At 68.1% G+C, this 12,260-nt stretch carries 12 protein-coding genes and 2 pseudogenes; 9 read left to right on the top strand and 5 right to left on the bottom strand.

From position 1 onward, the window contains the following. Window positions 1–52: 52 nt before the first annotated feature. The 4 genes and pseudogenes from TNCT6_RS41420 to TNCT6_RS36070 all read left to right on the top strand — a co-directional run. Window positions 53–139: pseudogene (locus TNCT6_RS41420) on the top strand (VOC family protein); the annotation flags it as partial. An 89-nt stretch (window positions 140–228) separates the two neighbouring features. Next, window positions 229–759 (top strand): annotated as a pseudogene (locus tag TNCT6_RS36060) (transposase family protein); the annotation flags it as partial. 181 nt (window positions 760–940) lie between these two features. Continuing rightward, window positions 941–2,047 (top strand): hypothetical protein, encoded by a 1,107-nt coding sequence (locus TNCT6_RS36065; RefSeq protein WP_141365854.1) that lies wholly within the window; start codon window positions 941–943, stop codon window positions 2,045–2,047. Between the two features lie 171 nt (window positions 2,048–2,218). Beyond that, entirely contained in the window at window positions 2,219–2,686 is a 468-nt protein-coding gene (locus tag TNCT6_RS36070; RefSeq protein WP_141365857.1) for an SUKH-3 domain-containing protein, read from the top strand. An 8-nt stretch (window positions 2,687–2,694) separates the two neighbouring features. Here TNCT6_RS36070 and TNCT6_RS36075 read toward each other — a convergent pair whose 3' ends face one another. The 3 genes from TNCT6_RS36075 to TNCT6_RS36085 all read right to left on the bottom strand — a co-directional run bounded on the left by TNCT6_RS36075 (window position 2,695) and on the right by TNCT6_RS36085 (window position 6,448). Continuing rightward, on the bottom strand, window positions 2,695–4,287 hold the full coding sequence (locus TNCT6_RS36075; protein WP_141365859.1) for an ISL3 family transposase: 1,593 nt from the start codon (window positions 4,285–4,287) through the stop codon (window positions 2,695–2,697). 399 nt (window positions 4,288–4,686) lie between these two features. After that, window positions 4,687–4,989: a hypothetical protein gene (locus TNCT6_RS36080; protein ID WP_141365862.1), complete on the bottom strand. Its 303-nt coding sequence runs from the start codon at window positions 4,987–4,989 to the stop codon at window positions 4,687–4,689. Window positions 4,990–5,167: 178 nt separating this feature from the next. Then, a complete protein-coding gene (locus TNCT6_RS36085; RefSeq protein ID WP_141365864.1) occupies window positions 5,168–6,448 on the bottom strand; it encodes an MFS transporter in 1,281 nt (426 codons plus the stop codon). A gap of 94 nt (window positions 6,449–6,542) precedes the next feature. Between TNCT6_RS36085 and TNCT6_RS36090 the strand changes: the two genes are divergently transcribed. Then, window positions 6,543–6,995, top strand: coding sequence for a helix-turn-helix domain-containing protein (locus tag TNCT6_RS36090; RefSeq protein ID WP_141365867.1), 453 nt, complete (start codon window positions 6,543–6,545; stop codon window positions 6,993–6,995). 228 nt (window positions 6,996–7,223) lie between these two features. Then, window positions 7,224–7,529 (top strand): hypothetical protein, encoded by a 306-nt coding sequence (locus TNCT6_RS42245; protein WP_373996256.1) that lies wholly within the window; start codon window positions 7,224–7,226, stop codon window positions 7,527–7,529. Between the two features lie 373 nt (window positions 7,530–7,902). Here the strand turns inward: TNCT6_RS42245 and TNCT6_RS41425 are convergent, their stop codons facing one another. Further along, on the bottom strand, window positions 7,903–8,355 hold the full coding sequence (locus tag TNCT6_RS41425) for a hypothetical protein (RefSeq protein WP_253266365.1): 453 nt from the start codon (window positions 8,353–8,355) through the stop codon (window positions 7,903–7,905). Between the two features lie 297 nt (window positions 8,356–8,652). On the opposite strand from TNCT6_RS41425, the gene TNCT6_RS36100 reads away from it, so the two are divergent. Both TNCT6_RS36100 and TNCT6_RS36105 read left to right on the top strand, forming a co-directional pair. Beyond that, window positions 8,653–9,144 (top strand): hypothetical protein, encoded by a 492-nt coding sequence (locus TNCT6_RS36100; RefSeq protein ID WP_141365869.1) that lies wholly within the window; start codon window positions 8,653–8,655, stop codon window positions 9,142–9,144. Window positions 9,145–9,476: 332 nt separating this feature from the next. Beyond that, a complete protein-coding gene (locus TNCT6_RS36105) occupies window positions 9,477–10,073 on the top strand; it encodes a tyrosine-type recombinase/integrase (RefSeq protein ID WP_253266489.1) in 597 nt (198 codons plus the stop codon). Window positions 10,074–10,088: 15 nt separating this feature from the next. Here TNCT6_RS36105 and TNCT6_RS36110 read toward each other — a convergent pair whose 3' ends face one another. Beyond that, complete coding sequence (locus TNCT6_RS36110; protein ID WP_141365871.1) at window positions 10,089–10,706, bottom strand: TetR/AcrR family transcriptional regulator; 618 nt, start codon at window positions 10,704–10,706, stop codon at window positions 10,089–10,091. 68 nt (window positions 10,707–10,774) lie between these two features. Here TNCT6_RS36110 and TNCT6_RS36115 point away from each other — a divergent pair, with 68 nt between their 5' ends. Beyond that, window positions 10,775–12,109: an alpha/beta hydrolase gene (locus TNCT6_RS36115; RefSeq protein WP_141365873.1), complete on the top strand. Its 1,335-nt coding sequence runs from the start codon at window positions 10,775–10,777 to the stop codon at window positions 12,107–12,109. Window positions 12,110–12,260 lie beyond the last annotated feature (151 nt).

Genomic DNA, 12,260 nt, shown 5'->3' on the forward strand with positions numbered 1-12,260 from the left:
GGCCGAGCCCCCGGGAGGCGATTGACCTGACGGCGCTGCGGGCCTTGAGGAAGTGCAGACCAACGCCGCTCCCGAGGGCTACACCAGCGTTGCGCCCTGGGTCGTAACCGACGACACGGGGGCCTTCCTCGACTTCGTTGACGCGAGACTGGACACACGAAGAGGTGAAGCTCCCGGTATATGGGTTGTCGACCAAGATCAACATACCCGCCGGGAGCTTCACGTGCGGTTCTGGCTGCACTCGCCCCGAGCCTCGCCGCAGCCCCCCGCGTGGCAGTGCGCAAGGCGTTCGTGATCCTCGACGGGACGCTGCTGCCCATCGACCGGATCGCCGCCGACCGGCCGTACTACTCGGGCAAGCACAAGAAGCACGGCATGAACGTGCAGGTCATCGCCGACCCGTTCGGCAACCTGCTCTGGGCCTCACCCGCCTTGCCCGGCTCTGTCCACGACATCAAGGCGGCCCGCACCCACGGTCTCGTCGACGCCCTGGCCGAAGCCGGGATTCGCTGCTGGGCCGACAAGGGCTACCAGGGCGCCGGCGGCACGGTACGTGTGCCATACCGCGGCCGTCGGGACAAGCTCTCCACAGGTCAGCAGGCCGTCAACGTTTCCCACACCAAGATCCGGGCTGTCGGCGAGCAAGCCGTGGCCTCCCTGAAGTCCTGGCGTCTCCTGTGCAAGCTCCGGTGCAGCACCACCCGCATCACCAGCCTCGTCCAGGCGATACTCACGCTCCACCTCAACGCTTCAAGCTGAGGTTGGAAAAGGCTCACTGAGGGAGTCGCTTGCCGTAGTCAGGGGCAGCGGCTGGCACTTGCCCGCGCTGCGTTGATACTCCACGACGGTGGCAGGTGCCGTTCCCGCAACAGACGAGAAAACATGTTGGCTGGCTGCTGGCGAGCTGCGACGATGCGTCTGTTTCCCCGGCGGAGGACATTTGTTCGTTTTCGTATGTGCGGGATGCGACGCCGAGTTGACCACCCCGCTGTCCCAGGTCTCACTGCCAGTCCACGCCCGTCAGAAGTACGGGAACGGGGCCCAGCTTCCGGTGCTCATGGAGTCCGGGACGTTTGCCGTGGACCCGGACCCCTGGGGAGGGCCGTGGCGGATGTGGGACGAGATCGATCCGGGCGAGGCGGAGGCACGCGGCATCTACGCACCGGTCTACGCCCTGTCCGACAGCACGCCCAGGGCCAGTGTCATCGCGCCCGGTGATATCCGTGGAACCCGGCTGATTCCTGAGAAGCGCGGCGGTGCCTGCTGCGGCCTCGACGGAGCCGACGGGCCCAACATGGCCTGCGAGGCATGCGACCTCCCCGTGGCGACCAGGGTCGACGACTGCTCGCTCTGGCAGGCGGTGCGGCTCAGCTCGGACGCCGTGCGCCGCGTCCCCGTTGACGATATCCACGCTGCGCCCCTCTCCTGGGCGGAGCTGGCAGAGAAGGGAGAGAAAACGCCCCCGTTCGAGCCGATTGCCACGTGGGGAGGACGGTTGGGCTCGAACCACTACTGGTCGTGGAGCCCGCAGTGGGAGGCGGCAGCCGGCCAGGCGCTCGCCCACCTGCTGGTTGCCTCCCAAGGGCAGCCGGTGAAGGTCCCGGGCGGTCTGACCACGGACGTGTTCCAACGCACGCTCGACGCCCTGCTGCCGGCAGGCCCCCCGAAGCGGCGCGCCGTCCTGGCTGGACCGGGACAGCCCTCCCCGGACGCGGGCGTCGACATCCTTCTCGTACCGGTCCATCCCCAGACAGGTCAGACCTGGACCCCCGCCAGCCCGACTGCGTCGGCATACCTGGTGCCCCTGCCGCTGAGGGTGTGGCTGTGGCTGGTCTCTCCCCAGCCGTACTTGCCGGTTCCCGCGTCAGGCCGCATACCCCAAGACGTACTCCGCGACGACCCGCTCCCGCCGCGCCCCAACTACCTGTTCCGGGCCGACCGGGGAACGTTCCAGCACACCTTGGTCCGGCTACCAGCCGTGCGCAGCCCGTGGCTGCGCACGATCCTCAAGAACCTCACGCAGGGCACCTCGACCGACCTCTTCTAGCCGTCTGGCAATCGAACAGCGCCAGACTCTTGTGCCTCCCAAAGTGGTCGACATCTGCTGTCCAATCTCGGGCTCTGGTCCACTTCTTGTGGTGCGGTCACACGCTGTTCTCTCCAGGGCCGTCTGCTGGGATGATCGCCTCTCACTTCAAGTTGAGGAGCTTGGCCTGTCATGAGCGGATGGCCGCCAGAGGTGCTTGAGGTCCTGGAGGCTTCGGGGTGGACGGCAGGCAGGCGGGTCGACACGGCCGACTGGCGGTCCATGTTCGAAGCGGTCGGCCTCGCCATGCACGATGCTGCGGATACGTTCCTCCAAGAGTTCGGGGGGCTGACCGTGAGCATCAGTGGTCCGGGAATCAGCGTCGCCCGCGAACCGTTCGAGCTGGATCCGGGGCTTGCTTGGGGTGAGGACGACCGGTTCTCGGAGTGGAGCGACTCCATAGGGAGACGGCTCTTCCCGCTCGGCGAGCTCGATCACGGCCGATTCTTTCTCGGTATCGATGAGAACAATGAGATCTACCTGGTCGCCTCCTGGGTCGCTAGCTTCGGGCCGATGCCGCAGGCCCTCGAGAATCTCATTCTCGGCGTGAAGCCCCGCAGGATCGATGACGAGCGCAGGCCATCGGATCAGGCCCAGTGACGCGCTCATCAGGAGAGCAAGACTCGTTTGCGGAGGAGCTCGAATCCTGCACGGCCGAACATCTGACGCTTGAGCATCTTGATCCGGTTGACATGGCCCTCGACGACGCCGGAGTTCCAGGGGTGTGAGAGGCCGGCGATGACGGCGTCGAGGTCGCGTTCGAGGTGCTGGGCGAACCGCTGGAGGCTCGGCAGATCGGTGGCGGTGGCCGCTTTGATCCATTCCGGCAGTTGATCGCCTTGCAGATGGGTGAGCATATGGGCGAAGGAGCGGACGTGACCGGTGAGGGCGTCCAGTTCAGGGCAGTTGGCCAGTACGGCCTTGAGCTGGAGCCGGTCGCCCTCGGGCAGGGCGTCGGGGTGGGTGAGGATCCAGCGGGTGACAGCGCGGGCCGATGGCGGCCGGGGCCCGACCGGCTGGGGTTTGCCGCGTAGAGACCTGCTGACGTAGGCGCGGACGTTGCCGTAGCCATCCGGGTAGCCCTGCTCCTTGATCTCTTCCCACAATTTCCAGGCGCTGGTGCAGCCTTCCTGCCATCGCTGGTCGAGATAGGGCTTGTAGACGTCGAGCTTTGTGCGCCGGCTTTGCCACTGGCCCGTGAACAACTGCTCCGGCACAGTGGCGCGGGAGAAACGCAGAATGGTGTTGAGGCCCATGCCGAGTTGCCGGGCGACGGACCGCTTGCTGTGTCCGGCGGCCAGGAGCGCGTGAATAGTGGCGTGCTTGACGCGTGTTCGCTCGGCGAACCGGTGACCTGTCGGCCAGGGCGATGACGGAGCCGGTTCCGCCTGTTCCCGCGATTCTTCCGGCGGCGCCAGGGCGGGGTGGAGGCAGCCGCGATGCCGGTAGACGCACTTCTCGGCGGCTTCGCCCAGGTTGTGCCAAAGGTGCCACCGATCGGCGACTTGGAGGGCTTGCGGGGCACCGCGGGTGGCCCCTTCGGCGTAGAACGGGGCGCGGTCGCGGCAGATGATCTCGATCCCGGGCCGCTCGGCCAGCCAGGCCGCGAGCGTGTCCGCCTTCCGGTCCGGCAGGAGGTCCACCGGACGACGTGTTTCGACGTCGACCAGCACGGTTCCGTAGATTCGGCCTCTGCGCTGGGCGTATTCGTCCACGCCAACCACGCGAGGCGTGGGGGCGGGCGGGTCCGGCAACGAGGTGATCAGCCTCAGCAGGGTGTTCCGGCTGACCGGCACCCCAAAGACCTCCGCCATCCGGACGCCGGCCCGGCCCGCGAGCGCGAGACCGACCGAGACCAGCGTCGATCGCAGCCGCTCCGTTCGCCGGCCGAACCGGCGAGTGAGTCCGGGCACCTGCTCGGCAAAGGTCTTCCGCGGACAGGAGTCCTCCGCGCAGACGAACCGGCGCACCCGTAACGACACCACGACGAACATGCCCGCGGTCGGCAGATCGCGGGGAAATCGCAGATAGGAGCCGTGTATTCGACCCGACCAGCGGCCGCAGCCTGGGCAGGCCGCCCGCCTGGCCGTGGTCCGAGCCTCCACCCGGACGACCGTATCGGCCACCTCGACCGACACCACAGACACATCCTCCACCGACGGGAACAACAGCTCATCCAGCTGCGGCCGTACTTCGTTCACGGCGCAGCACTGTCGACCACACCACACTCGGGCCAGACGATTTTCGGGCGGCCTCAGCCGCCCTCACGCGAAGATCAACAATCACGCTGCGTACACGACCACAAGAAGTGGACCAGAGCCCAATCTGAACAAAGCCACCCGCCTACAGCTTGTTGGGATGTGTGAGGCGTGTGTGGCTGGGTGCCGCGCAGCATTTGCATGTGGCCATGTCCACCGAGCTCGGGCAGTTCCCCGGCGGCCGCGCCCTGTACGACCCGCGCCCCGGTGAAGCGCGCACGCCCGGTCCCGGCGTCGCGTGCCGTTTCGACACGCCCTGACCGTAGTACCGACCATGAGCCCGACCACGGCAGGTCAGCGCGCTGACGTACCTCGCCGACCGCCCGCGCGCCCGGCGGTCCTTCAGGAAGCTCTCCGTGAGGGCGCCTTCTTCGCGGGCTTGGCCGGCGCCTCGGGCACATCCGTTGCGCCGCGGGCTGCCCGGGCCTTGTCGACGGACTGCTGCAGCGTGGCCATCAAATCCACCAGCTGCCCTGGCCGGGCCGTCGGCTCGGGGGCCTGCGGCTGCTGGCGGTCTTCCTGCTTGGCCTCGATCACCGCGTGCAGCGCCTCGGTGTAGCGGTCGATGAACTCGGGGCCGGTGAGGTCGTCCCGGGTCATGGCCTCGATCAGTGCCACGGCTTCGTCGACCTCGTCTTCGTCCAACTGGACCGGAGGCTGATGGCGATTCTTGGAAACGGCCAGGGTTACTCCTCGCCCCACTCGGTCCCCCTCTCAACGGACTGGGGAAGTTCAGCGAGCGGCGGGCCGTCGATGACCTGGGGCTGCCTGCTCGTTCAGCGCCCGGTCCGAGACAGTCCGTCAAGGGCGCTTGCAGCATCGCTCACATGGTGGGATGTCGGCCTTCACTACGAGAGGCGACCTTGGCGGCGGGATCCGGGGTGCTGTGTCGAGTGAAGGCCCACAGCGCGAGCCCGAGGCAGCTGAACGCGGAACCCAGTGCGCATACGGCGCCCCAGCCGGCCACCGTGTAGAGGAAGGTCGCGGCGATGGCGCCGGTGGCACTGCCGATCGAGTAGAAGACCATGTATCCGCCGATCAATCGGCTGCCCGCGTCCGGGTGCAGCGCGTAGATCAGGGTCTGGTTGGTGACATGGACCGCCTGCACAGCGAGGTCGAGAAGGATCACCCCGACGACCAGGGCCCAGAGCGAGCTGCGGGTGAAGGCCAAGGGCACCCACGAGGCGGCGAGCAGCGCCAGGGCGATGCCGGTGGTCCGCCGGGAGAGTCCGCGGTCGTTCAGGCGGCCTGCCACGGTCGCGGCCAGGGCGCCAGCGACACCGATCAGCCCCAGCGCCCCGATCGCGCTGTGGGACAGGAAATACGGGGCCTCGCTGAGCGGCAGCGCGACGCTGCTCCACAGGGTGCTGAAGGCGGCGAAGATCAACAACCCGAACAGGGCCCGGAGCCGCAGAAGTCGTTCCCGTGCGAACAGGGTGATCGTGGAGCGCAGGAGCTGTCCGTAGCGCAGGGTTGTGGGCGGAGCGTCACCGTGGCGCGGCAGCACTTGGTACAGGACCAGGGCGAGCAGAGCGGTGAGCGACGCCGAGGCGAGGTAGACCGAGCGCCAGCCCGCGAGATCGGCCATGAGGCCGGATGCGGTGCGGGCGAGCAGGATTCCGATGACCACGCCGCTGGTGACCAGACCGACGACCCGACCGCGCTCGGAGGGAGGGGCCAGTGATGCCGCGAAGGCCACCAGCGTCTGCGTGACGACCGCGAGAAGCCCCACCGCGGCCATGCCCGCGAGCAGGATCGCTGCCGTGTGGGAGGCGGCTACCACGGCCAGCGCCACCACCAGGAGCAGCAACTGGGCCACGATGAGCCGTCTGCGGTCGGCCACGTCGCCCAGCGGCACGAGGAAGAAGAGTCCCAGCCCGTATCCGACCTGCGTGAAGGTGACCACGCTGCCGACCAGCGCCGGGCTCATGGCGAGGTCGTGGCCCATGGTCACCAGGAGCGGCTGGGAGAAGTAGACGTTGGCCACTGCGGCCCCGCAGGCGACGGCGAACAGGATGACGACGCCACGGGACAGGACGAACGCGGAACCTTCCCCGCTTCGAGCCTCGGTCCGTCGTGTCACAGCCTCACCGTTGCCGGGCATGAGCACCCCTCCACATATCTGGTTTCATCTTGCTACCATTGGCGACGGTAACTATTTTGGTAGCATGTTGCAACCGTCGTGAGGGAGGGACGCCATGGTGACCAGGACGCGCTTCGACGACAGTGAATGTCCCGTCGCCCGGTCGGTGGACGCGATCGGCGACTGGTGGTCCCTGCTGATCGTGCGGGACGCCTTCGACGGAAGCCGGCGCTTCGGGGAGTTCCAGCGCAGCCTCGGCGTAGCGAAGAACATCCTCACCGCGCGTCTGCGCACCCTGGTCGCCGGCGGTGTCCTCGAATCCGTCCCCGCCTCGGACGGCAGCGCCTACCGCGAGTACGTACTGACTCCGAAGGGCAAGGCGCTCTTCCCTGTCATCGTGGCACTGCGGCAATGGGGCGAACAGAACTTCTTCGCCCCCGGCGAACCCCACTCACAGTTGGTCGACCGCCGACAGGGACAACGCCTCCGCCCGCTGGAAGTGCTGTCTGCGAACGGGCGACGGCTGAACCCCGACGACACCACCGTCCACAAGATCTCCACCCAATGATCTGAGCCGGAAACCCGGCGCCGACATGCCGCTTGAGCGGCAACTCCCGTGTGTCATCTGCCCGCTGGCCAGCGTGGGCCTACCTGGGGAAAACCGGGCAACTCTGAGGACAACCCGAGCACCGCGTGGCCGGCCTGGCTCCGGCCCCGCCCCGGCAGGTCCACCGGGAGGCAGCGGCCCGTGTCGGCCGGAATCCGGTCCCGTGTGTGGGCTGTGGTCGGTCGGCGCGTGCGGCGGGGATCATCGAGGTGCCCGGTTACGGCCGCCGGTGGTTGGACCGCTGCCGGGCCTGTCTCCTTGCCACCATTGACCTGCAGCCGTCTCGGGTGTCGGGCACGGTGGCCGAGATCGTCGCTGACCTGCGTGCTGCCGGGCTGGCGGCCGGAGGAAGTCGATGACGGCGTGGCCTTGTCCACCGAGCTCGGGCAGTTCCCCGGCGGCCGCGCCCTGTACGACCCGCGCCCCGGCGAAGCGCGCGCGCCTGGTCCCGGCGTCGCGTGCCGTTTCTACTACTCCGGCGACATGCCTGCCTGACCGTCTGACCCCGTAGCCCCGACCATGAGCCCGACCACGGCGGGTCAGCGCGCTGATGTACCTCGCCGACCGCCCGCGCGCCCGGCGGTCCTCGAGGACGCTCTCCGTGAGGGCGCCTTCCTCGCGGGCTTGGCCGGCATCACGGGTACACGGGGCGCGGCAGGCCGGGTTGTTGCCGTCCGGGACGCCATCCTGACCGCCGCCCCTGGCGAGGAGTCCGACGCCGCGGCCGGCCACCCCTCCGGGGACCGACAAGACACCCTCTGGTGAGTACAGCATGTGCAGCGTGGGGGAGGTGCGAGGCCTCGCGCCTCCCCCACGTCTCGCGGGCTCTCAATTCGGCGTTGTCCCCGCTGCCGAAGTAGTCACCGGCTCACGGACAGGAGGTTGTTGATTGGCCGCGGACGTAAGCCGTCCCCCAGTCCTCGACCTTCACGTAGACCGGAGTGGAGGAATTCCTCCGGTCATAGGTCATGTGCCACTTCTTGCCCGGTGTCTGCAACTCCACGAGGTAGCAGTACCCAGCGTCTACCCGGAAGGCGTCCCAGTCCTCGCCCTTCGGCGTGGGCTGGCCGTAGTAGATCCACTTGGTTGTAGACAGGGAGACGCACTCCGCGCCCTTGGCGGTCCCTGTGGTGCCCGCGCAGTTCCCCCAGTTCTTTACCGCCAGCACCCCGAGGCTGGAGTAGTTCCAGGTGGTCGAGCAGCCAGCCAATGTGCACCCGCCCGCGTACGCCTGGGGGGTCGGGGACAATACCGCGAACCCCGCCGCTGCCGTGAGCACCGCCGCCAGCTTTGTCACCCCAGACTTGATCTTGCTCCGCATCGCGTCCCCTCCATGTCGAGTCATCAAGCACCCTCCCTCGCCCCCCAGACCACAGTTTCGACAGATTCGGTTGCCCGGGATCTGGTGCCTCTTCGGTCAGGTGAGCGGTCCGACGCATTTTGCGCACCTATTACCTAGGAAGAAAGGCTTCCACCACGGATTCCGGGGCCGTTTTGCTGCGGGACGACGCAGCGGGCCCCGGTTGCCGAGCCGATCAAAGCGTGTACATGTGCACGCTAGAGTTGGAGGCGTCCGGCCAAGCCAGACTCTGCGGCGCAGCAGCCGCCGAAAGCACACTTGGTAACAGAGGCCGAGCGCAAGAAGAGCAAGGACCCACGCCGCCGGCCCCGTCGGGAGGCCGCCGCCACCCCGCCCGTGCTGCGGAAGATGGTCGCCGCCACCACCACCACCGCGATCGGCCGCCGAGACCTCGCCGTCCTGCTGCTGGGCTTCGCCCTCGCCGCCCGCCGTTCCGAACTGCGGCTGCTGGACTGGACCGACCTCGAGGAGGTCGAGGAGGGCCTGGCCATCATCGGCGACGCGGTGACCCGGGCCGCCGCCCGCGCCGGCCTGACCGCCCCCACCAAAGTGCTGTCCGACCTCCCACCCTGCTGGAGCGGACACAGCCTGCGCCGCGGCTTCCCCACCGCCGCCAAACAGGCCGGCGCCGACCTCATCGAGACCGGACGCCACGGCGGCTGGGTCGACGGCTCCAAGTCCCTGGCCGGGTACTTCGAGCAAGCCGGGATGTGGGACGAGACGAACACGCTGTACGGCATCGGCCTGTAGGACAGCATTGGGGGTCAATGGAACCGCCGCTGCCGCCAGCCACGGTCCCGGTTTCGGACTGCACGCTCCCGGGAGCTGACCTACCCACGGGCCGACGTGCGCGCCTCATGCCCGCGGGACCGTTTTACGGGGCGGGGCGACTGTTGGTCAGCAGAGTGCTCAAGTACCGGGTGTGGGCGGTGAGGAGCCGCGCGTTACCGGCCCGCTGCTGCCTCATCTCTTCCAGCGGCGGCCCTACTGGCAGCCTCAGGTCATGAGCGAGGCCGCAGTCAAAGCACAGGCTCGATCGAACGCTGGAAGCCACCGGCCTGCGCGACCAGGCAGGCCAGCCGCTGAACTACACACCGCACGACTTCCGCAGGATGTTCGCCACCGAGGCCGTCACCGGCGGCCTGCCCGTCCACATCGCCGCCCGCATCCTCGGACACAAGACGCTGACCACCACTCAGGCATACCTCGCGGTCTTCCAGGACGACCTCGTGCGCACCTACCGCGGCTTCCTCGACCGCCGCCGGGCTGACCGACCGCAGGACGAGTACCGCGAGCCCACCGAGCAGGAGTGGCACGACTTCCAGCAGCACTTCGAGCTCCGCAAGGTGTCACTGGGCACCTGCGGGCGACCTTACGGAACCCCCTGCAAGCACGAGCACGCCTGCATCCGCTACCCCGTTCTCCAGATGGATCCCCGCCAGAGGCCACGCCTCATCGAGATCATCCAGAACCTCCGCGAGCGCATCACCGAGGCCCGCGCCAACGGCTGGCTCGGCGAGGTCGAGGGACTCCAGGTCAGCTTCGACGCTGCGATGGCCAAGCTCAACAGCCTCAAGCGATCTGCGACTGATGGCCGGCCGCAGCTGGTGGACCTTGGCATGCCAGTCTTCACCGACCATGCACCCTCGCCCCGGCAGGGACCGGGAGGGCCCGGATAACCGGCCCTGATCCTGTCAATGAGCGAGTTCGGCTTGGCGCAGGCTGCGGAACACCGCCGGGGTCGTCCATCCGCGCAACGTGGCGTGAATCGCCGATCGGAATGCGGTTTCGGCGGTGGCGTCGTCGAGGGCCCCAGCCAGTTCGAGAGTCACCAGTCCGTGCAGGGTGGCCCAGATCGACAGGGCGATCGACGTTGCTTCGCCGACGAGGACGGACGCCGCCAACGCGCGATCGATCGCTGCGAGGAGCGGAAGGATCGGGTCACTGGCACCGACCTCCCCCGACGGGTCGAAGGACTGCACACCACCGAACAGCACCGTGTACAGGTGGCTGTGTCCGAGCCCCCAACGACGGTAGGCGACGGCCAGCACGTAGAGGTCGGCGAGAGGGTCCGCTGAGGTCTGCGCCGCCGACAGGTTTTGGAACAGGCCGGTGACAGCTCTGTCGCGCACCGCACCGATCAGCCCGTCCTTGCCACCGAACAAGGAATACACCGCCGTAGTCGACGCCTCGGCAGCAGCGGCCACGGCGCGGACCGTGAGCGACTCCCGCGGACGGGTGGCGAGCATCTCGGTCGCGCACTCCACAAGCCGCTCTTTGACGGCCTCGTCGTTTGTTCTCGGCCTACCCACGACCAGCAGCCTACCCTCTTTGATAACGTCGTTTTGAAACAGCGTTCTGAAACTGTTGGAGGTCCGCCATGCCCACGTCCGCCATACGTCTCGTCCGCTTCGCTGGACGCTTACTGCTGGCCCTGGCCGCCGTCACGATGCTGGTCGTCGTCTTTCTCGTACTGATCGCCCTCACAGACGGGGCAGGCTCGGGGCTCGCCGCATGGTTGCCGACCCTCGGACTCGGGGCGATCCTCGCGATGTGGCGGGGGCGGTGCCGCACTTGGCCGGCGCGGCTCGCGCCGTTCCTGCCGGTGGCTGTCGCGGCAGCATTGACGGCGTCGGTCTGCATCCCGACCGTGCCGACGGCCCGGCGGTACCCGCCCGCCCTACCCTTCGTGACCACGCAGCACTGGAGCCTGACCACGGGCAGCCGGGTCGCGGTGTACCACTACCCGCCCACGCACCCCAGCCCCCGGCATCCCATCCCGCTCGTGTACCTCAACGGCGGACCGGTCCGTGGCATCTCGGTGCTCGACCACCTGTTCCTGCAACTCCTGGCACGCCAGGGCTACGACGTCTACGCCTACGAACAGGCCGGCGGCGGACGCAGCGACCTGCTCCCCATGGGCCAGTACACGATCTCCAGGTCGGTCCGCGACCTCGCCGCCTTCATCGACCGCCTGGACAAGGGCAAGGTCGACATCCTCGGATTCTCCTCAGGCGGGGCCGTGCTCACCCGAGCCCTGGCCGACCCGAGCGTCGCCGCACGCTTGCACCGCGCGATCATTGCCGAGCCCGGCCCCATGGACGGCCCCACCGCACACATCGCCGGGCACAAGGGCCGAAAATCCGCACGCGGCCTCGCGCCGGCCCCTACCGGACCGCGATCGACGCACGTCCCCCGGTACGCCGTGGCATTCGGCCTCATGAGGCTCGGACTCCTCACCCCCGACACCGGACTGATCGGACAGGCCGAAGGCGACAACGCCTTCACCGCCGCAGACCTCGGCAGCGACACCGCATCCGCATACTGCGCGCGCGAAGCGCACCGCATCCCCGCCGAGGACACCGCACAGAACTTCTCCTTCAGCCCCGCCGCCAGCCTCCGCATCCAGCAGACGGTCAAGGACTCACCCTCCATCGCCCCGCAACTGAGGCGCTCCCGGATCCCCGCGATGCTGATGATCGCCGAGTGCTCCTCTCAGATCCGTCAATGGGAGACCACCGTCCTTGCCAATGACCCCGCCATCCAGCGCACGCAGTACATGCCCGGAGTCGGACACCACATGTGGAACGGCCTTGGCGACAACAACGACCGGGCCGCCGCCGTCATCACCGCGTTCTTTCAGGGCAAGCGAGCACCCCTGCCGAACTACCCGACCCGCGACGAGATCCCTGCCTTCCTGCGCGACCACCAATGAAGACGGTTCAGCCGTAACCGGCAACGGCGGGCGAAACCTCGAAGCCGCCCCGGCCCTGCCGCGAGTCTGCGACGCGGTCGCTCTTCTGTCACACCAACGGGACCCGTTTGCGGAGGAGTTGGAAGCCAGTCCGGCCAAACGACGGTTATGA

Source organism: Streptomyces sp. 6-11-2, from assembly GCF_006540305.1.
In the GTDB taxonomy this organism is placed as follows: Bacteria; Actinomycetota; Actinomycetes; order Streptomycetales; family Streptomycetaceae; genus Streptomyces.

Coding starts and splice junctions, on each gene's coding strand:
- TNCT6_RS41425 (WP_253266365.1), bottom strand. CDS start 8,355: ATGCGGAGCAAGATCAAGTCTGGGGTGACAAAGCTGGCGGCGGTGCTC.
- TNCT6_RS36090 (WP_141365867.1), top strand. CDS start 6,543: ATGGTGACCAGGACGCGCTTCGACGACAGTGAATGTCCCGTCGCCCGG.
- TNCT6_RS36115 (WP_141365873.1), top strand. CDS start 10,775: ATGCCCACGTCCGCCATACGTCTCGTCCGCTTCGCTGGACGCTTACTG.
- TNCT6_RS36070 (WP_141365857.1), top strand. CDS start 2,219: ATGAGCGGATGGCCGCCAGAGGTGCTTGAGGTCCTGGAGGCTTCGGGG.
- TNCT6_RS36085 (WP_141365864.1), bottom strand. CDS start 6,448: ATGCCCGGCAACGGTGAGGCTGTGACACGACGGACCGAGGCTCGAAGC.